Annotated in this window: 29 protein-coding genes and 1 riboswitch; of the genes, 7 read left to right on the top strand and 22 right to left on the bottom strand. The window is 36.0% G+C overall.

Annotated elements, in window-relative coordinates:
• The first annotated feature begins 16 nt into the window (after window positions 1-16).
• A complete protein-coding gene (locus tag ACFYKX_RS18840; protein ID WP_389362619.1) occupies window positions 17-163 on the top strand; it encodes a YpzI family protein in 147 nt (48 codons plus the stop codon).
• A gap of 89 nt (window positions 164-252) precedes the next feature.
• Here the strand turns inward: ACFYKX_RS18840 and fni are convergent, their stop codons facing one another.
• From fni to prsW, 9 genes are all read right to left on the bottom strand, one after another.
• The gene (fni, locus tag ACFYKX_RS18835) at window positions 253-1,314 is read right to left on the bottom strand and encodes a type 2 isopentenyl-diphosphate Delta-isomerase (RefSeq protein WP_389362618.1); all 1,062 of its coding nucleotides are present in this window, start codon (window positions 1,312-1,314) and stop codon (window positions 253-255) included.
• Window positions 1,315-1,326: 12 nt separating this feature from the next.
• Entirely contained in the window at window positions 1,327-2,466 is a 1,140-nt protein-coding gene (gene rpsA / locus ACFYKX_RS18830; protein ID WP_389362617.1) for a 30S ribosomal protein S1, read from the bottom strand.
• Between the two features lie 151 nt (window positions 2,467-2,617).
• Window positions 2,618-3,199 (bottom strand): lysophospholipid acyltransferase family protein, encoded by a 582-nt coding sequence (locus ACFYKX_RS18825; protein WP_389362616.1) that lies wholly within the window; start codon window positions 3,197-3,199, stop codon window positions 2,618-2,620.
• Complete coding sequence (gene cmk / locus ACFYKX_RS18820) at window positions 3,196-3,873, bottom strand: (d)CMP kinase (RefSeq protein WP_389362615.1); 678 nt, start codon at window positions 3,871-3,873, stop codon at window positions 3,196-3,198. Before cmk ends, ACFYKX_RS18825 begins: the two co-directional genes overlap by 4 nt.
• Before the next feature lie 308 nt (window positions 3,874-4,181).
• A complete protein-coding gene (locus ACFYKX_RS18815) occupies window positions 4,182-4,364 on the bottom strand; it encodes a YpfB family protein (protein ID WP_389362614.1) in 183 nt (60 codons plus the stop codon).
• Between the two features lie 87 nt (window positions 4,365-4,451).
• Window positions 4,452-5,111: a flagellar brake protein gene (locus ACFYKX_RS18810; protein WP_389362613.1), complete on the bottom strand. Its 660-nt coding sequence runs from the start codon at window positions 5,109-5,111 to the stop codon at window positions 4,452-4,454.
• Window positions 5,112-5,464: 353 nt separating this feature from the next.
• A complete protein-coding gene (gene ypeB, locus ACFYKX_RS18805) occupies window positions 5,465-6,814 on the bottom strand; it encodes a germination protein YpeB (protein ID WP_389362612.1) in 1,350 nt (449 codons plus the stop codon).
• Between the two features lie 12 nt (window positions 6,815-6,826).
• Window positions 6,827-7,723: a spore cortex-lytic enzyme gene (gene sleB / locus ACFYKX_RS18800; protein ID WP_389362611.1), complete on the bottom strand. Its 897-nt coding sequence runs from the start codon at window positions 7,721-7,723 to the stop codon at window positions 6,827-6,829.
• Window positions 7,724-7,860: 137 nt separating this feature from the next.
• Window positions 7,861-8,550 carry a glutamic-type intramembrane protease PrsW gene (prsW, locus tag ACFYKX_RS18795; protein ID WP_389362610.1) on the bottom strand — a complete coding sequence of 230 codons (690 nt, stop codon included), beginning with the start codon at window positions 8,548-8,550 and terminating at the stop codon, window positions 7,861-7,863.
• A 156-nt stretch (window positions 8,551-8,706) separates the two neighbouring features.
• Between prsW and ACFYKX_RS18790 the strand changes: the two genes are divergently transcribed.
• The gene (locus ACFYKX_RS18790) at window positions 8,707-9,681 is read left to right on the top strand and encodes an asparaginase (protein WP_389362609.1); all 975 of its coding nucleotides are present in this window, start codon (window positions 8,707-8,709) and stop codon (window positions 9,679-9,681) included.
• A gap of 27 nt (window positions 9,682-9,708) precedes the next feature.
• Here the strand turns inward: ACFYKX_RS18790 and ACFYKX_RS18785 are convergent, their stop codons facing one another.
• From ACFYKX_RS18785 to ACFYKX_RS18755, 7 genes are all read right to left on the bottom strand, one after another.
• Window positions 9,709-10,686 carry a YpdA family putative bacillithiol disulfide reductase gene (locus ACFYKX_RS18785; RefSeq protein ID WP_389362608.1) on the bottom strand — a complete coding sequence of 326 codons (978 nt, stop codon included), beginning with the start codon at window positions 10,684-10,686 and terminating at the stop codon, window positions 9,709-9,711.
• Window positions 10,687-10,926: 240 nt separating this feature from the next.
• On the bottom strand, window positions 10,927-12,201 hold the full coding sequence (locus tag ACFYKX_RS18780; RefSeq protein ID WP_389362607.1) for a Glu/Leu/Phe/Val family dehydrogenase: 1,275 nt from the start codon (window positions 12,199-12,201) through the stop codon (window positions 10,927-10,929).
• A gap of 454 nt (window positions 12,202-12,655) precedes the next feature.
• Window positions 12,656-13,237 (bottom strand): genetic competence negative regulator, encoded by a 582-nt coding sequence (locus tag ACFYKX_RS18775; protein WP_389362606.1) that lies wholly within the window; start codon window positions 13,235-13,237, stop codon window positions 12,656-12,658.
• A gap of 140 nt (window positions 13,238-13,377) precedes the next feature.
• The gene (locus ACFYKX_RS18770; protein WP_389362605.1) at window positions 13,378-14,280 is read right to left on the bottom strand and encodes a MerR family transcriptional regulator; all 903 of its coding nucleotides are present in this window, start codon (window positions 14,278-14,280) and stop codon (window positions 13,378-13,380) included.
• Between the two features lie 36 nt (window positions 14,281-14,316).
• Complete coding sequence (locus ACFYKX_RS18765) at window positions 14,317-15,090, bottom strand: metallophosphoesterase (protein WP_389362604.1); 774 nt, start codon at window positions 15,088-15,090, stop codon at window positions 14,317-14,319.
• 96 nt (window positions 15,091-15,186) lie between these two features.
• On the bottom strand, window positions 15,187-15,585 hold the full coding sequence (locus ACFYKX_RS18760; RefSeq protein WP_389362603.1) for a hypothetical protein: 399 nt from the start codon (window positions 15,583-15,585) through the stop codon (window positions 15,187-15,189).
• A gap of 92 nt (window positions 15,586-15,677) precedes the next feature.
• A complete protein-coding gene (locus ACFYKX_RS18755; protein WP_389362602.1) occupies window positions 15,678-16,310 on the bottom strand; it encodes a CBS domain-containing protein in 633 nt (210 codons plus the stop codon).
• A gap of 145 nt (window positions 16,311-16,455) precedes the next feature.
• On the opposite strand from ACFYKX_RS18755, the gene ACFYKX_RS18750 reads away from it, so the two are divergent.
• From ACFYKX_RS18750 to cotJC, 3 genes are all read left to right on the top strand, one after another.
• The gene (locus ACFYKX_RS18750; protein ID WP_389362601.1) at window positions 16,456-16,686 is read left to right on the top strand and encodes a spore coat associated protein CotJA; all 231 of its coding nucleotides are present in this window, start codon (window positions 16,456-16,458) and stop codon (window positions 16,684-16,686) included.
• A 32-nt stretch (window positions 16,687-16,718) separates the two neighbouring features.
• Window positions 16,719-16,946: a spore coat protein CotJB gene (locus tag ACFYKX_RS18745; RefSeq protein ID WP_389362638.1), complete on the top strand. Its 228-nt coding sequence runs from the start codon at window positions 16,719-16,721 to the stop codon at window positions 16,944-16,946.
• Between the two features lie 88 nt (window positions 16,947-17,034).
• Complete coding sequence (cotJC, locus tag ACFYKX_RS18740) at window positions 17,035-17,604, top strand: spore coat protein CotJC (protein WP_389362600.1); 570 nt, start codon at window positions 17,035-17,037, stop codon at window positions 17,602-17,604.
• Between the two features lie 60 nt (window positions 17,605-17,664).
• Here the strand turns inward: cotJC and ACFYKX_RS18735 are convergent, their stop codons facing one another.
• From ACFYKX_RS18735 to ACFYKX_RS18715, 5 genes are all read right to left on the bottom strand, one after another.
• Window positions 17,665-18,123 (bottom strand): YpbF family protein, encoded by a 459-nt coding sequence (locus ACFYKX_RS18735; RefSeq protein WP_389362599.1) that lies wholly within the window; start codon window positions 18,121-18,123, stop codon window positions 17,665-17,667.
• A gap of 124 nt (window positions 18,124-18,247) precedes the next feature.
• Window positions 18,248-18,928: a LysM peptidoglycan-binding domain-containing protein gene (locus ACFYKX_RS18730; RefSeq protein ID WP_389362598.1), complete on the bottom strand. Its 681-nt coding sequence runs from the start codon at window positions 18,926-18,928 to the stop codon at window positions 18,248-18,250.
• Window positions 18,921-19,532 carry a CPBP family intramembrane glutamic endopeptidase gene (locus ACFYKX_RS18725; protein ID WP_389362597.1) on the bottom strand — a complete coding sequence of 204 codons (612 nt, stop codon included), beginning with the start codon at window positions 19,530-19,532 and terminating at the stop codon, window positions 18,921-18,923. Before ACFYKX_RS18725 ends, ACFYKX_RS18730 begins: the two co-directional genes overlap by 8 nt.
• A 68-nt stretch (window positions 19,533-19,600) precedes the next feature.
• A complete protein-coding gene (locus ACFYKX_RS18720; RefSeq protein ID WP_389362596.1) occupies window positions 19,601-21,088 on the bottom strand; it encodes a RecQ family ATP-dependent DNA helicase in 1,488 nt (495 codons plus the stop codon).
• The gene (locus ACFYKX_RS18715; RefSeq protein ID WP_389362595.1) at window positions 21,085-22,137 is read right to left on the bottom strand and encodes a helix-turn-helix domain-containing protein; all 1,053 of its coding nucleotides are present in this window, start codon (window positions 22,135-22,137) and stop codon (window positions 21,085-21,087) included. The genes ACFYKX_RS18720 and ACFYKX_RS18715 overlap by 4 nt, the downstream gene beginning before the upstream one ends.
• A gap of 287 nt (window positions 22,138-22,424) precedes the next feature.
• Here ACFYKX_RS18715 and ACFYKX_RS18710 point away from each other — a divergent pair, with 287 nt between their 5' ends.
• On the top strand, window positions 22,425-22,673 hold the full coding sequence (locus ACFYKX_RS18710) for a ferredoxin (protein ID WP_322445238.1): 249 nt from the start codon (window positions 22,425-22,427) through the stop codon (window positions 22,671-22,673).
• A gap of 169 nt (window positions 22,674-22,842) precedes the next feature.
• Here ACFYKX_RS18710 and ACFYKX_RS18705 read toward each other — a convergent pair whose 3' ends face one another.
• Entirely contained in the window at window positions 22,843-23,424 is a 582-nt protein-coding gene (locus ACFYKX_RS18705; protein WP_389362594.1) for an ECF transporter S component, read from the bottom strand.
• A gap of 192 nt (window positions 23,425-23,616) precedes the next feature.
• Window positions 23,617-23,753, bottom strand: a riboswitch (FMN riboswitch).
• A 166-nt stretch (window positions 23,754-23,919) separates the two neighbouring features.
• Here ACFYKX_RS18705 and ACFYKX_RS18700 point away from each other — a divergent pair.
• Window positions 23,920-24,855 carry a manganese-dependent inorganic pyrophosphatase gene (locus ACFYKX_RS18700; protein ID WP_389362593.1) on the top strand — a complete coding sequence of 312 codons (936 nt, stop codon included), beginning with the start codon at window positions 23,920-23,922 and terminating at the stop codon, window positions 24,853-24,855.
• Window positions 24,856-25,408: the final 553 nt, after the last annotated feature.

The following is a 25,408-nucleotide window of genomic DNA, read 5'->3' as shown; positions in this document are numbered from 1 at the left end:
TAAGGAGGTGTTTTTCATGGGAAAAGATCGTCAAGAAAAGAAATTACAAAAAAGCGGACGTGTACAGCAATCCGACCGTGACCAAGCTCTTCATTACCCAGGAGCTACGAAATTAGCTGGTCCAGATGAGGCAAGATCACTAAACGACGGAAAATATAGTTAATCGAAAAAATCATAAAAACTGATTCCTTCAAAAAAAGTTCGTCCGAAACACAAGGCAAATGTCTTCCTGCACGAAAAAAAGCTCTCGATTTAATCGAGAGCTTTTCTTTGACTATACTTACTCGTTTGGATTCCTCGTTCATTTAACCAATGATGTGTATTACCAGAGATGATAATAGGTACTTTTTGAAGATCAGAGACCGCTGTTGCACCAAGAGCAGTCATCATCATAATCAATTCATTTTTTATTTCACTTATTTCATTTTCTAGAGAGTCTTTTCCACTTTTCAATAAGATTTTCAGAAAATACCCTGCTAAACCAACTGCTGATGCCCCTAACGAAAGAGCTTTTAACATATCAAGACTTGTTTGTATTCCACCAGATCCAATAATGGAAAGGGCCGCTTGGCTTTCCTTTGCTTCTATAATAGAACACGCTGTCGGGATTCCCCATTGATTGAAAAACGAAAGTGTTCGATCCCTTCTTTCATTTTCTATCTTCGCAAAATTTGTTCCCCCAAATCCGCCCACGTCTATAGCTGATACCCCAACAGAAGATAACTTTACTGCTGTTTCCTTACTCATACCAAACCCGACCTCTTTAACAAAAACAGGTACGTTTAGAGATTGAACTATTTTATCTATCCTATTCAAAGCACCGACAAAACTTCGGTCTCCCTCAGGCATCGTAAGTTCTTGAACTGTATTTAAATGAATCTGAAGTGCGTCTGCTGAGATCATATCTACCGCTGCTTTTGCCTGTTCAGGGGTAGCTTCACTGCCAAGATTCCCAATGATAATTCCCGTAGGATTTTCTTGTCTAACAATTTCATAAGTTTTTCTCTCTTCTGGATCCTTGAGAGCTGACATCTGAGATCCAACTGCCATAGCAATATTGGTCCTATAGGCTACCTGAGCTAAATCTCGGTTTATTTGATATGTATTTTCACCGCCACCACCAGTCATAGCATTGATAAAAATTGGCGAACTTAATTGAAGTTCGCCAATTTGAGAAGCTAACTGTATCTGATCTACTGATACATCTGGTAAGCTTTGGTGGACAAATGTGATATCATCAAAACCTGAAAGCCGCGTTTGACCTGTTGAAAGAGCATATTGTATATGATCCCATTTCCGTTTTGATCTAGTCACAGTATATCACCATTATTTTTTTAGATTCTTTAACTGATCGCCAATCATTTCACCAAGTTGGAATCCTTTAGATTCTTCTGGCATTTGGTAGTCAGCAGGAATTTCTGATTCCTTCTCTTCTAGCTCTTTAATACTTAAAGATAGGCGTTGGTCTTGTTCATTTACTTCTAGAACCTTTACCTTAACCGTTTGTTGTTCTTTCAATACTTCATGTGGAGTTCCAATATGCTTATGTGAGATTTGAGAAATATGAACTAAGCCTTCTACACCTGGGAATAATTCAACAAAGGCTCCATATGACACAAGGCGTTTGACTACACCTTCTAGAACACTACCTTTTGGCGCTTTTTCAGAAATATTAGCCCAAGGCCCTGGAAGAGTGTCTTTTATGGATAAAGAAATTCTTTCATTGTCTCTATCAACACTTAATACTTTTACTTTTACCTGTTGACCTTCCTCCACAACATCGGATGGTCTCTCGACGTGGTCATGGGAAAGTTGTGAAATATGAACTAAGCCATCGATTCCTCCAATATCTACAAAAGCTCCAAAGTCAGTTAGTCTTTGAACTTTTCCGTCAATTGTTTGACCTACTTCAATAGATTGTAAAATCTCTTGCTTTTGTTTTCCTTTTTGTTCTTCTACAACTGCACGATGCGAAAGAATAAGTCGGTTTTTCTCTTTATCTAATTCTACAATTTTAAATGCCAAAGTCTTGCCTTTATAGTCGGAAAAGTCTTCAACAAAGTGAGCTTCCACTAAAGATGCAGGAACGAAACCTCTAACACCTAGATCAACAACTAAGCCACCCTTTACTACATCTTTTACTTCAGCGTCAAAAACGACTCCGTTTTCAAACTTTTGTACTAAGTCATCCCAAGCTTTTTGCGCATCTACCTTTCTTTTAGAAAGGATAAGAGCGTCTTCTTCCACCTTCAGAACCTCAAGATCTAATTCGTCACCTTCAGCAACAATGTCACTCGCTTTTTCGATATGAAGGCTTGAAAGCTCACTAATAGGAATAATTCCATCTAACTTACTATCTGCAATATTCACTATTACCTGCTTTTCTTCAACTTTTGTAACTTGACCAGTTACTTGGTCACCGATTTCAAAATTCTTTACCTCAACTTGGTTCATTTCTTCAGACATATGTATTCCTCCTTAATCCAATGACTACTTCCATATGGTTATAGTAAGTGATTTTGTAATAAATCACATATTGAATGAAGCAAAAAGAACAATAATAAAATCTCTTTTTATAAACTTCTTACAAAAGCTAACTTTTGTCAAGCAAATAGGTTTATTTATTCTTAACAATCAGATTATTGATTTCATTCATAATAACGTCCGTAGTTTCTTCTGCTGATACTTTATTTTTTCTAAGTTCATCCATAGGAATTGGTTTTCCGTATACGATACGAAGCTTACCAAAAGCTTTATAAGGACCAATTATGGCACACGGAACCACTTGTGCGTCTGTGCGGAGAGCGAAAAATCCTGCACCAGCAAGTCCTTTCCCTAGCTCACCCGTCTTACTTCTAGTTCCCTCAGGAAAAAGCCCAAGTACATGACCTTCCTTTAATACATTTAGTCCTTTGCGCAACGCTTCTCGATCGCTCATTCCCCTCTTTACAGGAAATGCATTTAAATGAGGAACTATTTTACCTAGTACAGGGACATTAAATAGTTCTTCCTTTGCCATAAAATGAACTGGACGAGGTGCCGTAATCCCAACCATTGGTGGATCAAAATTATGAATGTGATTCGCACATAATAGAACCCCACCCTCTTTTGGAAAATGTTCCTTCCCCAATACTTCCATTCGATAAATGGGTTTAAAAGCTCCGTAAACAACAGACCTTGCAAACGAGTAAAACGTCAAATCAATTCGACCCTTTCTTCCGCTAACGCCATTATTTTTTCTACCACTTCCTGAATGCTTAATGAAGTGGTATCTATTTCTATTGCATCATCAGCTTTCCTTAGGGGAGCAGTTTCACGTTCGGAATCGATCTTATCCCTAAGAGCTATCTCCTCTTTTAATTTCTCCAAATCAGATGGAAATCCCTTTTGCAGATTTTCTAAATGTCTTCTTTCAGCTCTCTCTTCCACACTAGCTAGCAAGAATACTTTCACTTCTGCATGAGGAAGAACATGCGTACCGATATCACGACCATCCATCACAACACCACCACCAACAGCAAATTCTTGCTGGCGACGTACCATTTCTTCTCTTACTTCTTTATGTTTTGCTACAAAAGACACATTGTTCGATACTTGGGAAGTTCGAATTTCTGTCGTGACATTTTCACTATCAAGATAGACTAACTGACCATTTTGACTATGCTTTAATTCAATATTAGTATGGTTCAAGATATCTATTAATTTTTGTTCATCATTTACATCAATTTCACTGTTCAATGCCTTTAAAGTTAGTGCTCTATACATGGCACCCGTATCTATATAAATATATGATAGTTTTTCAGCTACTATTTTTGCTACTGTGCTCTTTCCTGCCGCCGCTGGCCCGTCTATTGCAATAGAGATTTTTTTCATACTGCCTCCTGGTACATTTCATTTGATGTCTTTTAAAATAAGGAATTCTATATATTACTATTCCCACTCTATTTTATCATACGCCAATACTTTCCTATTAGTATTAACTTATTTATTTTTATTTTTTCTATCATCATTATGAATGGATTGTGTCCTGTAATAGCACTTATACTACCCATTATAAAAAAAGCGATGGCGATATTAACTCCGAAAAAAGTATCATAGTGAAACTAGATACCCCTCAAGACATAATCCTTTTTTATACAGCAAAAAACTCGCACAATGCGAGTTTTATTAGTAGATAACGATTAATAATTTCCTTTAAATGTTTCTAGCAGCTCTGAAAAATTGTTTTCTGTTACACCTTCATACTGAGTGATTTCTTTCAACTCTGGAAAAGCATTTAGTTTATGTAGAAAAAATTGGGTAAATAAAAGGAAAAGGAATTGGATGATAACAACCTTAATTAATATTCTTTCGAATGTTTTCATCGGTTCAGCTCCAATACTTTTCTATTAAGCCCTGCATATAACAGCCACTTTAGCTACTATTATGGCAAAAGCCCAAGAAAAATATTCTTATATATCTATCCCTTTTTTCTTCATCATTAATTGTCTATCAAAACAAAAACGCAATAGGAGCTGTCTTTCATTTGGATTTATGTCTAAGAACTGAATTGAAACCTTACTTCTTGTCTGATCTAAAGGTGCTACCCTTACTACTTTACTGTTAAGCTTTAAATAGTGATAATCTCCATTTTGCATCGGTAGGACGATCCAACAGGTAATCCTTATCCCGCCCTTTAGTTTCGTATCAATGGAAGCGATTACTGAGGCGCCACCTGCACTAATGTCATCAGTAACGGTTACAAGCGGTTTGAATTCAAAATTAGTAGGATGTATGGCAATATCGACTGAAGTTTCTACACGAACGTATTGTCGTCTCTGAATCTTGATTAGATGTTCTTTCCCAGGATAAGAAAGCAACAGCATGGGGATATTTTGTTTTACTCTACCTAAAATTTCTGATTCAAATAAATAGACAGATCCGTCATTGGCAACAAAAGAACATTTTAGTTGAGTCCCATCAATAAGAAACGCTGTTTTCCCAGTAGTAGTATTAATGGGATAGTCAATATACAGCTGGTTCTTCTTTTGTTCTACTACTTTGCACTTGTATTTTTCAAATTTATCTGAGTACTTCAGTTCAAGTATTAATACGTCACCTATTTTTATCATGCTGATCACACTTTCCCTTTTCCGAACAGGATAATCTTGTCATTTAATTATGACACGGACTAATAGAAAAGCGCAAGGTATTGTTAGGCCATCAAGCAAAGGTTCATTTATATCCCAAGACTACTTACTATGTATATAAAGTTAACAAAGGACAATCTTGCAGGGAAATAGTTGATATCCGTTCCAGGTGCTTGCTTTCGGGGGTGTAGGCGGTGCTCGCCCGTAGCGTATATAAAAGGTTATTTAGATATAACTTTATTTTAATAAAAAAACTGCAGCCAAACTCCAGAATTAACCGAGTTTGACTACAGTCTGAAAGGAAGAGCTTAAAGCTCTTCCTTAGTTGTTATATATTAGACAACATCCTCAAATAATGGTTCAGCGTTTTGTAGCTTCTCTACTTTTTCTTCAACACCGCTCTCAGCATTAATAAAGATTCTATACGTGTCGTCTCCTAGTGTTCCTAGGAATTCATGGCATAGTACTTCGTTGTTCAAATCATTCAGAATGACTGCAAGTCTATTTTCCATGATTTTAACATTTGGATTTATTTCTTTTCTAGCGTCTTCTTGCGATAAAGTCGCTTCTGGCAGTTCTCTAGTGTGATGTGATTTTAAGTAATCTTCTGCCGAAAAGCCAAGGATGTTCCCATTATCAAGCGCAACTTTTACATTGATTGCATCCGGATATATTCTTACATCGTTTTCATTTGTAACAAAAGTAAATACTCCCACATTATCGTACTGTGAGCTTTCAAATAGATCTAAGTTCTTAAAGTCATGATCCTTTAAAAACTTTATGGCTTTATTTGTAGCGTCATTTAAACTTAGCTTCTGGTCTTTTACATCCCTATTTAGGATAAACCATATTGGATATCCACCTTTTTTCGTAATATCCATATTGGCTTCTTGCTTTGTTTTTTTGTTCAAAACAGAGACGCTAAAAAATCCATAGTCTGAACCTTTCCCATTCTCTGTTACTTTCACTCTTGCACTTTCTCCAAAGCCTGTGTACTCTTTAGCTATTTTCGCTGCCTCTTTTTCTGAAATTTTTTCGCCATCTAAGTACTTGAAGTTGGCATCATCTTTTTGCAAGCTCACCATACCAGGTCCAAAATCAGTTTCCCCGTAGCTTTCTACCGTTTTTTCGACCGTCTGGAATCCATCGATAATGGTATTATCTAATGGCTCTTCCTGCGACGCTAAAGCCATTTCCACATCCATCCATCTTAGATTATTTTCTAAGACATTATGTTGTACACTTCTTAATTCCTTCTGAATATCAGCTGATTGCTTATATAGGTCTTTAAGTGTGTTATATTCTTTATCTGATAAAGGCTCTTTGTCTAAGTCTCTAACAGCAGTCCTGTAACTAAAATCTCCAATTTTAGATAGGAATTCTTCTGTCTTATTAAATGGTAACAAGGTTAATGGTAATTGTCCGACATCGTTATGAGCCTGAGACGTAATTTTCCAAACTTCCGCTAACGTTGGTGACAATGACTGTCTCGAATTCATTGCTAGAGTTGTTCCAATCTTATCGTTAAGTAAGTCCATCTGAAAAGATAAATCATGAAAGGCTCTTTGATAATTGTTTTCCGCGTTTAGTAAAATTGCGTTTTTTTCTCTATGCTCCTGGTAACCCCAGAATGCCGTTCCAGCTACTCCTAGTGTTAATACTACAATAAGGATACTTCTAAGCATCTACCTCACCTCTTAGTTACAGAATATATGCTTTCCAATTTTCTTGATTTGTGGTCTTGACCAAATCCAAGCACTTGTTGCTGTATCAGGATTAAAATAATAGGTTGCGTTTCCGGTTGGATCCCAACCATTAATCGCGTCTAAAACTGCTTTTTTAGCTGTTTCATTCGGTGTTAACCAGATTTGACCATCTGCAACTGCCGTGAATGCTCGAGGCTCGAAGATCACCCCAGAGACCGTATTAGGAAAAGTGGCACTATCAAGTCGATTCAAAATAACTGCAGCAACAGCTACTTGCCCTACGTATGGCTCACCCCTTGCTTCCCCATAAACCGCATTTGACATAAGTTGAATATCATTTTGGGAAAAACCGTTCGGTACATTGGTAGCAGAAGGTTTTTGTGCTTGTTGCTGTGGTGCAGCTTGTTGCTGTGGTGTGGCTTGCTGCTGTGCATTTTGGTTTCCTTTTGGAGCAGCTTGTTGGTTCGTCCCTTGACCACCTTTTGCTGGTGCCTTTTGCTGATTTAAATCAACACCACCATAGTGTGTAAAGTTCTTGCCTTTGTTAATATTTTCTTTAACAAACTGCTTATTATAATTTGATGCTTTAACTAACTTTGCTTTTGTCTCAGCACCAGCTAATCCATCAATAGGCAATCCAAATTCATATTGAAAATTCCGTAATGCCCAATAGGTACCCCACCCAAAGACACCATCGATTTTCCCATTGTAGAAGCCTAAATACTGAAGACGTGATTGTAATTCAATTACATCGTCCCCAACTGCCCCATGTTGTATGACCTGGTTTGAAAAGGCATTCGCCCTCTCATCCTGCATACTAAAAGGAACAAGTAAAATAGAGACAGAAAGAATAACTAGTACCTTCATTAATAAAATTTTCTTGTTCATTTGTTAGCAACCCCCAGATGTAAATCTTATTAACATTAAGCCTATTTTTTGTAGTACTTGGTTTTTTATTCAAAATATAGGGGTAAAAATAATTTTCGGCTTCCATGAGAATGTCGACACAACAAAAAACCCTTCATTTACAAATGAAGGGAGTCTGAAACATTTATATCACTTTTGACATTCTCTGCACTTAAGGACCTAGCAATTTTTACTTTTCGTAGACCTAGCCACCATAGAAAAATCATGAATGGTAAGATTACAAATAACCAATAGTGAAAAGAAACTAAAATAAAATCATAAATTCCATGCAAAATAAACGGAAGTAACAATGAAAGAAGAATCCATTTTCTTTTTGAAGAAACACTAAACTTTCCTTTTCCTAGGTAATAGCCCATGATTACTCCGAACAAAGCATGGCTAGAAACTGGTAGTACCGCCCTTCCGATGGCATGCTCAAGTCCATTTGCTACTAAATAAAAAATATTCTCTACTGTTGCAAAGCCAAGAGAAACAGCAACACCATATACGATTCCATCGTAAGGCTCATCAAAATCTACATGCTGATACACCGTATAGAATAAAACGAACCATTTAAAAAACTCTTCTAAAAGGCTAGTAGAAAAAAAAGCGTGTATTAAATCAGAGCTAACTAAGCTTTCCACTTCAATTACATACTGAATAAACATGATTGGAAACACTAGCAAAGCACCGTATATGAAGGCCTTCATGACCATTGAAATCGGCTCAGGCCCATATTCATCCTTTAAATAAAAATAGCTAAGAAGTGCTAAACCGGGTGCAATACCGGCTGATAATATGCCCAACATAAGCTGGCCTCTTTTCAATCCTTTTTCTTAATCGTATCATGTTATATAGAGAATGAAAATGAAATAATCAATATTTGGAAAACACTCCCTAATGTAGGTTAAGAAAAAATATTGAAATGTAGATTCATTCACCTTTAGTTGTATATGGAGGAAAATATGAAGAAGAAAATTCTTGTAATTCACACTGGCGGAACTATTTCTATGAGTGAAGATACTACAACCGGATCTGTAAAGCCTGGAGAAACAAATCCATTAAATGAAAAGACAAGAGATTTGTTAGAACTTGCTGATCTTGTCATTGAGGAACCTTTTCATTTACCATCTCCACACATTACCCCCACGGAGATGCTTACATTAAAAAATATCATTGATAAGAAGACAAGAGAAGAAGAATTGTCAGGGGTTGTGATAACCCATGGAACAGATACGTTAGAAGAAACTGCTTACTTTTTGGACCTTACGGTAAATACCAACATTCCAATCGTCGTTACTGGTGCCATGCGTTCGAGTAACGAAATTGGAGCTGATGGGTTATACAATCTTATTTCTTCTATAAAAGTTGCTTCTAGTGAAGAAGCTCAAAACAAAGGAGTCCTTGTTGTTCTTAACGATGAAGTGCACACAGCCAAAAACGTAACAAAAACGCATACTAGCAACGTTTCTACTTTTCAAAGTCCGCAATATGGACCAATCGGGATTGTTACAAAGAGAGGAGTCTTTTTCCATCATGCGCCAACTAACCGTGAATGCTATGATATAACAGACGTGTCTAAAAAAGTAGTTCTTATAAAAGCACACGCAGGGATGGATTCTTCATTATTAATGGCCATTAAGGAATTACAAATGGATGGCGTTGTGATTGAGGCACTTGGACAAGGTAATTTGCCGCCTAAGTCCGTTGAAGGAATATCGGCACTAATTCAAAATAAAATTCCTGTTGTAATGGTGTCCAGATGTTTTAATGGCATCGTACAGGATATCTATGGGTATGAGGGTGGCGGAAAACATCTAAAAGATTTAGGTGTGATTTTTTCAAACGGCTTAAATGGTCAAAAAGCTCGATTAAAATTACTCATTGGGTTAATGACAACCGACCAGACAGAAAAAATTGAAGCCATGTTTCAAGTTTAATAAATTTAAGGACTGATCATCATTGATTCAGTCCTTTTCATTCTCGCGCTCCATTAAACTCTTTGCTATTAGACCACCATGGAAACGGCCATTTTCGATGAAGATTTCATTTGCATTGTTACCTGCAGCAATAACACCTGCTATGAAAATTCCTTTAACGTTTGTTTCCATTGTTTCTAGGTTAAAAATAGGCCTTCCGCTCTCAGCATCAATATTAATACCCATTTTTGTTAGAAAGCTGTGATCCGGATGATAACCTGTCATCGCAAAAACAAAATCATTGGAAATTGATAGCGACTTTCCTTCTTTTTCATAAATCACACAGTCTTCTTGAATTTCCTTTATAACTGATTTAAATTCCATTTTAACAATGCCATTTTTTACAAGCGAGTGGAATTCTGGGAGGATCCAAGGCTTTATGCTTGGCGAATATTCTTGTCCTCGGTAAATAACAGTAACCCTTGCACCCGCTTTTACTAACTCAATGGTCGCATCTACACTAGAGTTTTTTCCTCCTACAACTACAACATCTTTATCAAAATATGGATGGGCCTCTTTAAAGTAGTGCGACACTTTAGGCAAGTTCTCACCAGGTACTCCCATGAGGTTGGGATGATCGTAATATCCTGTTGCAATGACAACATAAGGTGTAAGGTAAATATTCTTGGATGTCCTAACAATAAATTTTCCATCTTCTTGCCTTTCAACAGAATTTACATGTTCAAATGCATGAACGCGCAAATTCTTCCTTTTTACCACTTCCCTATAATAAACCAATGCCTGGTTGCGTTTTGGCTTATATTCTTCCGTAATAAAGGGAACTTCCCCTATTTCTAATTTTTCACTAGTGCTGAAAAAGGTTTGGTGTGTAGGATAATGATAGATCGCATTGACAATGTTTCCTTTTTCGATAACTAGCGGCTTTTTATTGATATCTGTTAACGCAATTGCTGCAGCTAGACCACACGGGCCTCCGCCAACAATAACGACTTCTTCTTTTATCAAATTTGTCACTCCTACAAAGAAATTTCATAAACAAAAGCGCAAGCTCCCTTAGGAGGGGGAAGCTTACTAGGCGCTGGGCGCTGGAGCTGGACGTGAATAATTAACTTAGAGGTATACACACGCTAGTATTTTATGATTTCCTAGCATAAACAAAAAATCTCCCATCATTCAATGATAGGAGATTTTTACACTAGTTTCAACGAAGAAAGCTTAGCAATTTGATAAATATCACAATTTTATTTAGATCCAACCACGGAATCTTGAAGCTTCAGCCATTTTACGAACACCAACCATGTAAGCTGCTAAACGCATATCAACACGGCGAGTTTCAGCGGTGTCATAAATATTGTTGAAGGATTTAACCATTACTTTTTCAAGTTTTTCCTCAACTTCTTCCTCTGTCCAATAATAACCCTGATTATTTTGAACCCACTCGAAGTATGACACTGTAACTCCACCGGCAGATGCTAATACATCTGGTACTAGTAAGATTCCACGATCACTTAGAATTTGTGTTGCTTCTAATGTTGTTGGTCCGTTAGCAGCCTCAACAACAATACTAGCACGAATATTATGAGCATTTTCTTCTGTTATTTGGTTTTCAATTGCCGCCGGAACTAAAATATCACAGTCAAGTTCCAATAACTCTTTATTTGTAATCGTGTTGTTGAACAGTTTTGTTACAGTCCCAAAACTGTCACGACGATCTAATAAGTAATCAATGTCTAACCCGTTCGGATCATATAGTCCACCATATGCATCAGAGATTCCAACAACCTTTGCTCCTGCATCATGCATGAACTTAGATAAATAACTACCCGCATTACCAAAGCCTTGAACGACTACTCGAGCACCTTCTATATTAATGCCCTTTTTCTTAGCTGCTTCTCTAATACAAATGGTTACCCCTTTGGCCGTTGCAGACTCACGACCGTGAGAACCACCCAAAACTAGAGGTTTACCTGTAATAAAACCTGGTGAGTTGAATTCATCTATTCTGCTATACTCATCCATCATCCAAGCCATAATTTGTGAATTTGTAAATACATCAGGTGCCGGAATGTCTTTTGTTGGTCCTACAATTTGGCTGATTGCACGTACGTAGCCACGACTTAATCTTTCAAGTTCACGGAAAGACATATCTCTAGGATCACAAACAATTCCACCCTTTCCTCCACCGTAAGGTAAATCTACAATCCCACATTTTAAACTCATCCAGATGGAAAGAGCTTTTACCTCTTTTTCTGTTACACCTGGATGAAAACGAATTCCGCCCTTTGTTGGACCAACCGCATCATTGTGTTGAGCCCGGTAGCCAGTAAAAACTTTAACAGATCCATCATCCATTCGGACAGGGATTTTCACTGTCATCATTCGGATTGGTTCTTTTAAAAGCTCAAAAACCTCTTCCGGATATCCAAGCTTTTCTAAAGCTTTGTGGATGACAGTTTGAGTTGATTTTAAAACGTCCAGTTTGTCATGATTTATATTTTCAGTACCTTTCTCGGCTACCATTTATAAACCTCCTAAAAAAATCACTTGCGAATGTTGTCCGCTTTCAAGACACAAGTATACACTTTTGTTTAATTTATGCAAGAAGAAAAATCAACTTTTCGCCAATTTTTGATTATTTTATGAAACCGTTAACATTGTTGTTATTTAAGGGAATTTTCAGTATATTCACTTATTCAATTTCCCGATTGTTAACAAAAGAAAACTTGTTTTTAGCCCTTTTTTTCTAAACATATTTTCTTTTAATTAATGTTATTTTACAAAAATGAATTGAGTTCTTTGTATTTGTTTTTCCCTATCTAGTTCAATATCATTTATGTAGATAAAAATTAAGATAATTTCTATTATTTCTTATAACTGTTAATTTTCCCATTCGTACCATAGTTATGGAGGGATTCATGAAAGTATGTATGATTTTATGGGCACTTACAAAGATAAAACTAAAGACTCCTGCTCATTATTTGAAATAATGAACAAGAGTCTTTACAGCATCTTGATTTAAAATTCTATTTCCATACTCCTCTATCCGATGGATACTTTCAATAGAAATAGCTCCGTACTCTGAAATAATTGCTGTTAGAGTGTTGACTTTCCTTGTTGGAACCTCTGTAATAAGTAAATAATACATGTTGTTCATTTCATATAAGCTACCGCCTGTGAAATGAAAAGAATTTAGCCGTTTGGATAGTTGGATGACCTCTTCAATATCATCAAATTGAAATACGATTTCCTCTTTTTCATCAACAGTAACCTGCATATCAATGAAACCGTCACTAAAAGTTTCTTCTTCCTCACCTTGTTCTTCCATTGTTACAATCATAATCATTCCTTGGGTGTGCATGGAAAAAATTTCGACTGCAACCGATCCTTGAATTTCTACACCGAATTCTTCACTTGCCTCTTCAAGCATCTCATGAAAGAGTTGATGCCATTTTAAAGAATCCTTCCATATATCATCTTTCGTTAAGCCACGTTCAGACAAATCATCTGTGGTAAGAAAGATTTTAATTTTATTGTATGTTAATCGTTCCAAGCGCATAACCATGCCCCCTGCCATGAACAACTCTTGCAATAGTGTATGAAAGATTTCAAAGTTGGTGAGTCGTCTATACATGAACAAATCATATTAAGGCTTGGTTCCTGATTATTGAGCTCAATGAGCCCTTAAAACATTCTTTTCTAGAGCCGTACTTTCAACCACTGCTCCCACTCTAATTTCGTAGACCCTAATAATAAGGAACTGTGTTCTTCCTTTTCCCTCTCGGTAAGTTTATCCATCGCATGTCCACCCACTCCAATTTTCAGTTCATTAAACACTTCCAATAGTTTGTGGGATATGTCAAGGGTGTCTCCTACGTGTTCCTTCATCGTTACAGAGAAAAATAAAAATTTCGGTTTAACAATCTTTATTACTTCATATAAATCATTCTCTTCGATGCTAGCCCCTAAATAAATGACATCAAAACCTTTTCTCCGTAAAAATAAAGTGAATATTAAAAGTCCTAATTCGTGACGTTCACCAGGACCACATACTGCAATCACTTTAGGCAAAAAGGAGTTGTTAGGGAAGGAATGAAAAATTGATCCGATTCTTGAACGTAAAATAGCTGTTGCGTAATGTTCATGGGCAGTTGTAATTTTTCCTTTTTCCCATAGCTCACCAATTCTAATTAAGATATCCCCTAAAATTTCTACTACAACCTTATCAATTGTATATAGGCTAAATGCTTCACTAATAAGATCATGGGATTTCGTTTCATCAAAGTTTAATAAAGCCTGTAATAGCTTGTCCGAGAGTTCTGATGCTTGATTACTTTCCAATGCATACTGTCTTGGGGCTATACCTAATTCGTTATTTTCCAGGAGGGACACAGCTTGACTGATCGTAAATCCCTCATTTACTTTAGAAATCAAAAATCGTAAGATCTTCACATGCTCTTCTGTGTACAACCTGTGACCTGATTCATTTCTCGTCGGGGCAACCATTTGGTAACGTCTTTCCCAAGCTCTTAACGTACCAGCCTGTATTCCCAGCATTTTTGAAACAGCTTTTATATTATATTTACCTTCTCCATTTGACATAATAACCCTCCCTACGGCTATAAGAAGTAAAATGATTTATCCTTTCCTAATGGTTAAAAGGTGGGTTTCCGATTTAGCCCCTAGTCTTAAAGGTAAAGCAGTTGTTCCATACCCATTGCTTATTAAAATAGTCGTGTTAGTATTGACTACCTTTTTAATTCGCCCTTTTTCATAGGGACTATAACCAAAGATATGTATTTGGCCCCCGTGGGTATGACCGCTTAGTACTAAAGAGATGTTATCCTCTGGTTTTATTTTAACCGTTATTTTTGGGTTATGGCTTACAAGTACCCTAAACCCTTCTTTTCCTGCATCAGAGAGCGCTAAATCTAAACGGTCCCTCTTTAGATTCATGTCATCAACGCCTAAAAGTATAAAGCGATCCCCTTTCTGTGATTCGAAGGAAACCGCTGTATTATCAAGTATCTTTACTCCACACTGTTGCAAAGTTACATCTAATAATCGAAAGTCGATTTCATAGTCGTTGTTTCCCCACACAAAATAAACAGGACCTACAGTTTTTAATTTTTCTATATTTTCCTTAACTTGTTCAATGGGTACCCCTTTTTCTAATAGATCCCCGCCAATTACCACCATATCGGCTTTTCCTTTAACATCATCGATAATGCGCGATGTAATTTTTCTCTTGTGTATATCTGAGATAAAAAAGATAGTAACTTTTTCAAAACTCTCCGGAAAATTAGGAAATGTAATTTCCTGATTCAAAACTCGGTCGGCAAAAGCTTCTTTGTACATATAAAAGAAAAAAGCGATACAAACGCCTACTAAAAGCACTAAAGCATATCCCATAAATCCTCCTGTTAGTGCAGAACTTTATAAAAGGCAAATGAAGAGTCTAGCCCTATCACTCGTTCATCAGCTGTTGATTTACACTTACTTATTTTTTTACTTTTCTGTTGCTTCAACAAACTTAAGCTTTTTGAAATCTACTGAAATAATACCATATATTAGAGAAAAACTAAAAAAAGCAAGTGTTTGCCAAATAGCTGTATAGAATAAAATAATAAAACTTAGTAGAACGAATGATGCTGTAAGGAACTCTACTAGTTGAATTTTCTTTTTATGAATGAGCAATACGGTTTGTTCAACTCCTCCTCGTATCAGTTCTGCATTAACAATAAATCCAATAAAAAAAACCATGGTTGCCGCAAAAAACTCGATAGGATTTAATACATATTCAACGATTAAATCAGACAAGGTGAAAGGGAATGAAATGGGCATCCACTTTATATAAAAATAACCACAAAAAAAGCCGATCATTAATTTTATTATTTTTTTAAACATTAAAAATCCCTCCCATACCAATGTATGAGAGGGGCTTGGATACTTTCACTCTTTTAGAATAAACCTTTTAAAAAAGGCTTGTGTTACTCATATTAATCTTCGTGAATATCTAGAATACGGAATCCAGATTGTTCTAGCTTTTTAATAAACTTATCAAAATTATCATTCTTCTCTACCTTCATTACGATTCGACGAACTAATTTATCCGTTTCATCAAACGTTACTAGAGAAATAATATGTTCATGGAAATGATGAGCAATTTCTGCGAGACGTGCAATTCTTCCTTCTGTTTCTACGGAAGTAAAGGCAATACGAATTCCCGAACGATGAGTTCCAAATGCTGATTGGAATTGATCTAGAACATCAAAGCGTGTTACTACACCTAAGAATTTACGATTTTCATCTACAACAGCAAGTAGAGGGAAGTCCTTCAAATCTAATAATGTTTTTTCAAATATCTCATTACCTTCTAAGAATTTCTCTTGATGAGTCGCCACTTCTGAAACTGTCGTATTCTGAAGAAACTCGTCCTTCGAAAGGTTCGACGTGAAATAACTTTCGTAAATTCCATACTTCGTAACAATCCCAACATATTGCTTGTCATCAAGTACAGGTAGAGCGTCTACCTTATGAGCATCTAATTTTTCTAAAGCTGTAGCTAAAGATTGATCCTGCTCAATCGTGTAACACTTGTGCTTTGGAATCATAATGCCTTTTACAAACATGCTAATCACCTCATAGTTAGAATCAAGCTATACATAAATATTCCACAATTAGATATTAAAATCCTCCTATTAAACAGTAATAATGTGACATGTTTTTTACAACTCCGACATACGTTTGTAATGACGTACAGAAAGGAGGACTTTCATGAATACACCTAAGAAGGTTTACCATCCTTATATAAGTCCATACGATCCTTGCAAACCCATTCAAACTAAGACATATTCTACTCCCCCACATTTATATATTGGATTTCAACCGCCAAACTTACCGCAGTTCCCTCCAATGGAAGCACTCAAAAAAGGAACCTTATGGAAACCCTTTTATGACCCTTATTACAATCCATACGAAAAGACAAAAGGGGGGTATCCTACGTGAAAAAACAATTACCACCTGAGTTTTATACCCTAATGGAACAGCTACAAGCAGTTGATTTTGTTCTTGTAGAGTTAACTCTATATTTAGATACCCACAATGAAGATTTGGAAGCAATTAAACAATTTAATCACTATGCTAAGGAACGCAAAAAGCTTGTAAAAGCAATTGAACCAATCTATGGTCCATTAATGCAATACGGTCATAGTTATTCAGGTTACCCATGGAACTGGGATGACGCACCATGGCCATGGCAAGTATAAAATCACTTTGCTCATGTCCCTAAATTACTTCTTACGATAAACATCCAGAAGAACTGAAATTCAAGAATTCAGGAGGGATAAAAAGAGTATGTGGGTTTATGAGAAGAAATTACAATACCCCGTAAAAGTAAGTACATGTAATCCTAGACTAGCTAAATACTTAATTGAGCAATATGGTGGTGCAGACGGTGAATTAGCAGCAGCCCTTAGATATTTAAACCAGCGTTATACCATTCCTGATAAAGTGATTGGTTTATTGACGGATATTGGTACAGAGGAATTTGCACATTTAGAAATGATCGCAACGATGATTTATAAACTAACAAAAGATGCTACTCCTGAACAGCTAAAAGAAGCGGGGTTAGCGCCTCACTATGTGAATCATGACAGCGCATTGTTCTACCATAATGCAGCAGGGAATCCCTTTACTGCTGAATATATTCAAGCAAAAGGAGATCCAATAACTGATTTATACGAGGATATTGCCGCTGAAGAAAAAGCAAGAGCAACCTACCAGTGGATTATAAATATGAGTGACGATCCTGATTTAAATGATGGTTTAAGATTTCTAAGAGAGAGAGAGATAATTCATTCTCAACGATTTAGGGAAGCAGTAGAGATTCTCAAGGAAGAAAGAGACAAGAAAAAGTTTTTCTAATCATATACTTAATTCTTGGACCTTTAGGCTCACCCTAGAGGTCCGTTTTTATGGTACGACTCATTTATTTTCATGATACAAGTTAATATCATAATTCTTCTTCATCATTTCAAACACAAGATGTCGGTTTTTCCATTGCTCCTCTTGTTTCCACAAATCTTTACTCTTATCAATGATTTCACATCTTAATGCATGATATTCCTTCTCGAATTTTTCCCGTTTCTCCCTTAACAAATTCATTAATCCATACAGTCCAACAACAAAGACAATCATATAGAAATTAATCGAGTTATTTACATAGGCAGAGAACATAGAGGCAAAAGAATAGGAGTAAGGAATCATGACAGTTTTGTAGATATAATAAAAGTATATAAAAGAAGTAAACACAGTGGCCCACATGGCAAGTAGATGTCTGTATTTGAATGTATCAAACTTTCTTTTCTTCTCGACTACTTTATTTAACATTTGTTTCGTTGCTTGATCGGTTCGGTCATCAAGTAAAATAATGGCTGATTCCATTTATCATTCAACACCTTTTCCTTAAACTTCAATTCAGATATCCATAATAAAATTTATGAGCATGTCCCTGTATATATGTACAACCCTTTTAAAAAGATAAAAAAACGACCATAAAAGGTCGTTTTTAATTTTTTATAGGAATAACAAGGACTTGCCCTGCTTGAATTTCATTTCCTTGAAGATGATTTGCTTTTTTTATAATCTCCACACCTGCTTGAGAATTATAGTATTTCATTGCGATTCTAAAAAGCGTTTCGTTTGCTTGTACTCTGTGATGAATTACTTTTTCTTCAGCAGCAAGGTTGTCCTTACTCTCTTCATTTTTACTCGTATCATCAGTAGATGAACCAGAATTAGTTTGGGATGTGGTTCCTTCCTGTTCTTCCGTAGTTGTATCAATTTTTTCAACTTCAGTTTGTTTATTTGATTCTGTTTCCTCTATTTCTTCCGTTTCCTTATTTGTTTCCTCTTCACCATTGCTTTCAGCCTCTTCGTCTATTTCTATATCGACACGTTCGTATCCACCAGTATCACTATTCACAATATTGTCAGCACCTAATCTCTGTTTTTCATTATAGGTATAGATACTAAAAATGATGATTGGCAATAGAATAAAGAATAAAACTAGGAGACGAATGATTGGATATTTTAATTTCCACTTTGTTTTCTTACGCTTTTGGTTATGAACTTCGCTACGTGGCGGAAGCTTTTTGGATGCTCTTGAAGACCTAGGTTTCTCCTTTATTTGTTCAATCTTATTCCTCAATCGTTCTGCTTGATCTCGATTTTGTTCATCGTTATTCATGTTCTATCACTTCCTGTTCATCAAGCTTCTTTTTGTTAGAGAACTTAATCACTATACCAAGTAAGAAATCTATAACGAAATGCATAAAAATGGTCACAAGTAGGTTCCCTGTTAATAGATAAATATAACCAATAAAGAAACTTAACACGATAATATTAGTAAATAAAAACCAATTAAACAGGTACCTGTAATGAATGAGTGCAAAAATAATGCTAGATACGAACAAGCCAAAGTGGGTTTGTAGTACTCCCCTAAACAAAATCTCTTCTGTCGTTGCAACCATTATCGAAATTAAAGCAATTTGTAAAATACTTTTGTTTGCAAACAGTTTCTTATTCAACCCACCATCATCATAATAAGATTTTGGAAGAATTCTCATTAGACCTATATCTAAAAGCACTACCAGTAGTCCAGCTAGTCCTCCAACATATAAGATGGTAGGGTCTGTCCAAACAAAAAGACTATCAAATTCTGTAAAACTTTCGAATAGAAAAATTCCAAGAATAAAAGATATAACCACTAACAAAATTTGTGTGGCCATAAGGTGGAAAATTAGCTCACGATCGCTAAGGTCATTAATTAAGTCACTGTATTTATTCTTCATATTTGCGCTCTCTTATTTTATTGGTTCTGCCAAATCTATGCTGGTAGCCTCATACACACTAACTTACATTACTTCTTAAGAATAGCCGATAAGTAATCTTTCCAATGAAATTGAAATGAGGGTTCCTGATCTAGTTTCTCTCTTTTGTTATATTGTTCAAACTGAATCCCACATCTATCACAGCAATTGGTTATCTCCATTTTCTTCTGTTCGTCAAAATATTTCAAGATTTTTTCTCTTCGACATTCAGTAGATTGTGTCCAATTTTTTACCTCTGCAATTTTTTTCCGCTTAATGGTATTTCTATTTTGAATGAAGATTTTAAAGTTATTAAGACCCTCTTTTAAACTGGTCTGATCCAAATCAAGATTTATGATATAGTCAAAAATTAATCGCCATTGGGTATCTGTAAAACCAGCTAACGACCGTATGTCTGCTTCAGACTGCGCAAGCATGGAATGTCCATGTTCACCCATCCATTCAAATAACCAGTCAATTTGGGCTTCAGAAGGCAATTCATTGTCGATTAACTGAAGAGGAAGCTGTTCATCACCAGGAACATATAAGAGAATGGCAACACTAGCCTCTCCATCTCTTCCAGCCCTTCCGATCTCCTGGAGATAGGATTCAATCTGTAGTGGCATGTGGTAATGAATAACGAACCGAACGTCTTCTTTGTTTATCCCCATTCCAAATGCACTGGTAGCACAAATAACATCTAATTCACCCTTTAAAAATTGCTGTTGAATTAGAATCCTGCTTTCCTGTTCTAAACCACCATGGTAGGCCATTACTTTTCTATTTCCATTAGACTTTAATAACTCCGCTGTTTCTTCAGCTAACTTTTTACTAGAAAAGTAGATGATTCCCGGCCCTTGTAGATATTCGACTAGTTCAACAACTCTTCTCTGTTTATCCAGGACTTCGTTCAGGGTTTCAACTTTCATTGAGATATTTGGGCGATCTACAGAGAAGATATGTTCTTTCCAATCTTCTAGATGAAGCGAACTCACAATATCTCTGACAACATCTGATGTGGCTGTCGCAGTTAAAGCTAATGTTAATGGATTGCCCACCTTTTCCCTGATAGCTCCTAATTTCCTATATTCTGGTCTAAAATCAAATCCCCATTGAGAGATACAATGGGCTTCATCAATTACAAATAAACCAATTTTAAGACGTTTGAGCCTATCCAACACATGATCTAACCCTAGCATTTCAGGAGAAATATATATAAATTTATAGTTATTCAGGTTGTTAAGAATTTGCCTTTTATCAGGCCAGCTTAAAAAGGAATTAATGGCAACAACCCTTTTTTCTCCTCTTATTTTCATTTGCTCAACCTGGTCCTGCATCAATGATAAAAGAGGTGAAACAATGATTACTTGTCCTTTTAGTAAATATCCTGGTAGTTGGTAACAAAGAGATTTTCCGGTCCCTGTTGGAAGCATGGCCATCGTATGCTGACCATCTAGTATAGAGGAAATGATTTCCTTCTGACCAAGCTTAAAAGTTCGAAATTTAAAATGATTGTAAAGTACCTCTTCTATTTTCATTTTCCATCTCCACTTTTTGCTATAACTAAGCGAATTTCAAAGTAATCCGCTTCTTTAACGTATTCACGAATATACCTCAATTGTTTTGACGGGACCTTTTTAGCAGCCTCTAAGATTTTCTCCTGTTTATTTCCATCTACATAAGGCTCAATATCAAACTCCTTAATATTAAGGGCAAGTTCAACAATATGGTCTTCTATCGTATTTTTCTTTAATCTACGCATGATGGCAATTTGTTCTACTGTATATCCTCTACTAATCAATTCATAAGTTCTTTTTGTTGAATGTGTAAGCGGTACGTCATCCTGTAAATCCTCAACCATTGAACTAAGAATTGGTAATTTAGTTTTATTTCCATGAATGCACTTTTGCATATCATGTAATAAGCTCAGTAATTGAAAATGATATAAACTGTATTCCATATCCAATACTTCACAAGCCTGCTCTTTCGTACGACCTATCGTGTTATACCCTGTTAACCTAACCACTAATACAGATGGGTCTATTGCATTTTTTTTGTTAAAACAAAATACCAATTCATCGTACAGTCTCTGAGATAGCTCTTTTCGATTGATATCAGTATGAACTAAAAAATTCTTCATCCAAAGCTGGACCTGTTTATTTCTCTGAATAGGAAAGTAGTTTGTTTCACTATGTGCAAGATTAGAAGCCACCTGAACAAATAGGGACAATCTTTCCCAAAATCGTTCACTGCCTTGATACTGCCAGCCGTTTAAATGTTCTAAAAAGGGGTATTGTGTAAAAAGATTCCTAATTAGTTCCATGCCCTTTTCAGAGAGTATATAGTGATGTTCATTGCTTTTAATTAATAGTTGGTCCTGTACAGACTCCTTAATGAATTCATCAAGGTCATTTCTAGTTACTTGACGGTACGTATTAAAAAAGGGAGAAAGTTGAAAAAGGTGAGCATCCTGGATCGTTTGAGAGGACTTTTTACCGTTTAATAGGTGGTAAATGGAATAGATGGATCTCTCCCCTTCTATTTTATACAGACAGTAAAGAAGCACTTTATGTAAAATAATACCCACCTTTTTCCCTCCTGACCTTAAAGTTGTTATATTTAATACACTGAAGGTAATAATATTGTAGGAAAACAAAAAACATACCCTTATTTTATCATGAAACATTCATGATTGTTATTTGAACACTATTTTATTCTTGATTTAGCGAAAACCCTTGTGTGATAAGCATTCTCAATACTTTTTCTATTGAAAAGTTGTTGATTGAGATTTACAATAAGAAATGAGGGATGCGTTTCCACGAAATAATGGAATGCTATAAAGACAAATGTTTAATTTTTTGGGAGGTTTTTCACATGGCAAAATACACGATTGTAGACAAAGAAACATGCATCGCATGTGGTGCTTGCGGAGCAGCTGCACCAGATATTTATGATTACGATGATGAAGGTATTGCATTCGTAACACTTGACGACAACCAAGGGATCGTTGAAATTCCTGATGTACTAATTGATGATATGATGGACGCTTTCGAAGGTTGCCCAACTGATTCTATCAAAGTTGCTGACGAATCATTTGATGGTGACGCATTAAAGTTTGAATAGAGAATACTGAAGGATCCCCTCATAAAGGGGATTTTTTGTTTTTTCTAGGAGTTTGCTTTTCTCGTCGTTGAATAAATGAAGAAAAACTTAGTCTAAATAGGTCACCAATTACAAAAAAAGAGAATCACCCATTTTGAATGAGTGATTCTTCTTTTTTTTGAAAACAGCATTACGCACTCTTGTATGTTTCTTGCTTAACAATCCAAGTATTCATTCTAGTAAATAGTAACAAGAAGACTACTGAAATCAGAATTCCTTTGACTATATTAAACGGTAAGATAGCCGTTACGATTAGCTGTCTAGTTTCAACGGCAGACATAGCTGGTGCATTCAGGAAAAATGTATAGGCTGGAAGAATAGCAAAGTAGTTTAGAACACTCATTAAGATAGCCATTGTAACTGTACCGATAATTAATGCAAACGTCATTCCCTTATTCGTTTTCAGTTTCTGATACGCGTAGTAAGTAGGAACAACAAATAGAACTCCAGCTATAAAATTAGCAATATGACCTACAGGGACACCTGTAGCACTTCCTGTCATAAAGTAATCCAATACATTTTTTATTAATTCCACTAGAATTCCCGCCGCAGGTCCAAATATTAAAGCAGCCACCAATGCAGGAAGGTCACTAAAATCAATCATAAGAAACTGTGGAAATGGTGGGATTGGGAAGTTTAATAGCATTAAAATGTAAGACAAACTGCTAAGCATCCCAACTGTTACTAAAGCTCTTGTGTTAAGGGTTTTCATGTTTTCCTCTCTCCTTTTTAGGACCATATCTCCTTAAGAAGAAAAGTTCAGCAAAAATCAGGCACCTTGAATATTAATTAAGTAACTAAATAACTCAATTAAAAAACCCTCAAGTTTTCATCTTGAGGGAGTGTTTACAAAGGCACGCTTGAATAAACGTTCAACAAATATTTTTTTGAACGCCTGCAGAACCTCCACCTTCTCCCATCCAGACTTTACTGTCGGCTTTGGAATCGCACCAAATCCTGCCCAACAAACAGGCTCGCGGGCTTAGAGAAGAACTTCTCATCACCGCCGGTCGGGAATTTCACCCTGCCCCGAAGATAGACCAATTTTTATTTTTCAGATTTATTATATCTTATAAATCAATTTTTTTAAAGAAGTTGAATTGCTACTGATTTTTTTTTGAGGTTTGAGTCTGTTTTATGGTAAATTAATAGAGGAAATTATCAACATTCAAAACGATACATATTTCAATTTTCAAAGGAGATTATCATGGAAAAAGTACTTGTTTTTGGACATAAAAACCCTGACACAGATTCAATTTGTTCAGCCATTGCGTATTCTGAACTAAAAAACAAATTAGGTCTAGATTCAGAAGCTATTCGACTAGGGGAAATCAACGGGGAAACCAAATATGCATTAGAAACATTCGGTGCTGAAGTTCCTCGTTTAGTTGAAGCTGTTTCTAGTGAAGTAAATAGCGTTATTTTGGTGGATCACAACGAGCGCCAACAAAGTGCTAATGACCTTGATCAAGTAAAAGTGTTAGAGGTTATTGATCACCACCGAATTGCTAATTTTGAAACTAGTGACCCACTATACTATCGCGCAGAGCCAGTTGGTTGTACAGCAACCATTCTAAATAAACTTTACAAAGAACATGGAATCGAAGTTCCTAAGAATATTGCTGGTTTAATGTTATCGGCTATCATTTCAGATTCACTACTATTTAAATCACCTACTTGTACAGAGCAAGATGTAGCTGCAGCTAAGGAGTTAGCTGAAATTGCGGGAGTAGACGCTGATCAGTATGGACTAGAAATGCTAAAGGCTGGAGCTGATTTAAGTGATAAAACGATTGAACAGTTGATTTCACTAGATGCCAAAGAGTTCCAAATGGGAACAAAAAAGGTAGAAATTGCTCAAGTAAACGCAGTAGATGTAAATGATGTACTATCAAAACAAACAGAAATCGAAGAAGCTCTTAACAAAATCATTGCAGAAAAAAACCTAGATTTATTCCTATTTGTTGTAACGGATATTCTAAACAATGATTCTACTGCCATTGCGCTAGGGAATTCAACAAATGCCGTTGAAGAGGCATATGAAGTGACGCTTAATCAAAATACTGCTGTTTTAAAAGGGGTAGTATCACGTAAAAAACAAATCGTTCCAGTGCTGACAGATATCTTTAATAGCAGAGCATAATTTGAGACGTAGACAGTGAAGAAACTCGGGTTTCACGATTTTCTTTACTGTCTTTTTCAATAATGTAATGAAGGATAATTTCTTCTAAGAGTTCAAAAAAATGTCTTTCATAGCATGGATGAAGGACAATTTCTTCTAAAGTTTTAGAGAAATGTCTTTCATAACACGAAAAAGGCCAATATCACACACTTGATTTGCGTTTAACTAGGAGTTCCGACTAGCCCCAGCAACAGCTTATGTCGAAGGAGAAATTCACCTCTAATTCTTCCCAAAAGGCTCCGTAAATCCCCACTAGAGGAACTGATTGTTGTAAAACAGGCAGTTTGTCTTTTTCTTGAATTACCATCCCCGTTGGTAAACACTTGAAGTAGAACTCACCCATACTACAATTTAGTAAAGAGAAAAAGTTCTCTATGCCCCCTTCAACACTTTCAACCCCTGACATTTCTAGTCTGTTTTTTTTGCTTTATATAAGCACTTCCCAGCAAAAAAATTTTAACAAAATCGGTAAGGTTTTATAACGATTCAACTTAAAGCGCTTACATAAAATCTG

Origin of the sequence: Cytobacillus spartinae (assembly GCF_042865285.1) — a bacterium.
Taxonomy (GTDB): Bacteria; Bacillota; Bacilli; order Bacillales; family Cytobacillaceae; genus Robertmurraya_A; species Robertmurraya_A spartinae.
Note: the sequence above shows the minus strand (reverse complement) of the source record. Positions and strands in the feature narration are given on the sequence as shown.

Excerpts from the sequence above, each read along its gene's own strand:
- ACFYKX_RS18765 (WP_389362604.1), bottom strand. The coding sequence starts at position 15,090 with ATGGGATATGCTTTAGTGCTTTTAGTAGGCGTTTGTATCGCTTTTTTC.
- cotJC (WP_389362600.1), top strand. The coding sequence starts at position 17,035 with ATGTGGGTTTATGAGAAGAAATTACAATACCCCGTAAAAGTAAGTACA.
- cmk (WP_389362615.1), bottom strand. The coding sequence starts at position 3,873 with ATGAAAAAAATCTCTATTGCAATAGACGGGCCAGCGGCGGCAGGAAAG.
- ACFYKX_RS18705 (WP_389362594.1), bottom strand. The coding sequence starts at position 23,424 with ATGAAAACCCTTAACACAAGAGCTTTAGTAACAGTTGGGATGCTTAGC.
- ACFYKX_RS18720 (WP_389362596.1), bottom strand. The coding sequence starts at position 21,088 with ATGAAAATAGAAGAGGTACTTTACAATCATTTTAAATTTCGAACTTTT.
- ACFYKX_RS18810 (WP_389362613.1), bottom strand. The coding sequence starts at position 5,111 with ATGATAAAAATAGGTGACGTATTAATACTTGAACTGAAGTACTCAGAT.
- ACFYKX_RS18840 (WP_389362619.1), top strand. The coding sequence starts at position 17 with ATGGGAAAAGATCGTCAAGAAAAGAAATTACAAAAAAGCGGACGTGTA.
- prsW (WP_389362610.1), bottom strand. The coding sequence starts at position 8,550 with ATGTTGGGCATATTATCAGCCGGTATTGCACCCGGTTTAGCACTTCTT.
- ACFYKX_RS18710 (WP_322445238.1), top strand. The coding sequence starts at position 22,425 with ATGGCAAAATACACGATTGTAGACAAAGAAACATGCATCGCATGTGGT.
- ACFYKX_RS18815 (WP_389362614.1), bottom strand. The coding sequence starts at position 4,364 with ATGAAAACATTCGAAAGAATATTAATTAAGGTTGTTATCATCCAATTC.
- ACFYKX_RS18755 (WP_389362602.1), bottom strand. The coding sequence starts at position 16,310 with ATGTTTGTAAAAGGCATTATGATTCCAAAGCACAAGTGTTACACGATT.
- ACFYKX_RS18760 (WP_389362603.1), bottom strand. The coding sequence starts at position 15,585 with ATGTTTAAAAAAATAATAAAATTAATGATCGGCTTTTTTTGTGGTTAT.
- ACFYKX_RS18730 (WP_389362598.1), bottom strand. The coding sequence starts at position 18,928 with ATGAATAACGATGAACAAAATCGAGATCAAGCAGAACGATTGAGGAAT.
- ACFYKX_RS18780 (WP_389362607.1), bottom strand. The coding sequence starts at position 12,201 with ATGGTAGCCGAGAAAGGTACTGAAAATATAAATCATGACAAACTGGAC.
- sleB (WP_389362611.1), bottom strand. The coding sequence starts at position 7,723 with ATGAACAAGAAAATTTTATTAATGAAGGTACTAGTTATTCTTTCTGTC.
- ACFYKX_RS18735 (WP_389362599.1), bottom strand. The coding sequence starts at position 18,123 with ATGGAATCAGCCATTATTTTACTTGATGACCGAACCGATCAAGCAACG.
- ACFYKX_RS18790 (WP_389362609.1), top strand. The coding sequence starts at position 8,707 with ATGAAGAAGAAAATTCTTGTAATTCACACTGGCGGAACTATTTCTATG.
- ACFYKX_RS18725 (WP_389362597.1), bottom strand. The coding sequence starts at position 19,532 with ATGAAGAATAAATACAGTGACTTAATTAATGACCTTAGCGATCGTGAG.
- ACFYKX_RS18700 (WP_389362593.1), top strand. The coding sequence starts at position 23,920 with ATGGAAAAAGTACTTGTTTTTGGACATAAAAACCCTGACACAGATTCA.
- rpsA (WP_389362617.1), bottom strand. The coding sequence starts at position 2,466 with ATGTCTGAAGAAATGAACCAAGTTGAGGTAAAGAATTTTGAAATCGGT.
- ACFYKX_RS18775 (WP_389362606.1), bottom strand. The coding sequence starts at position 13,237 with ATGCGCTTGGAACGATTAACATACAATAAAATTAAAATCTTTCTTACC.
- ACFYKX_RS18750 (WP_389362601.1), top strand. The coding sequence starts at position 16,456 with ATGAATACACCTAAGAAGGTTTACCATCCTTATATAAGTCCATACGAT.
- ACFYKX_RS18770 (WP_389362605.1), bottom strand. The coding sequence starts at position 14,280 with ATGTCAAATGGAGAAGGTAAATATAATATAAAAGCTGTTTCAAAAATG.
- ypeB (WP_389362612.1), bottom strand. The coding sequence starts at position 6,814 with ATGCTTAGAAGTATCCTTATTGTAGTATTAACACTAGGAGTAGCTGGA.
- ACFYKX_RS18745 (WP_389362638.1), top strand. The coding sequence starts at position 16,719 with ATGGAACAGCTACAAGCAGTTGATTTTGTTCTTGTAGAGTTAACTCTA.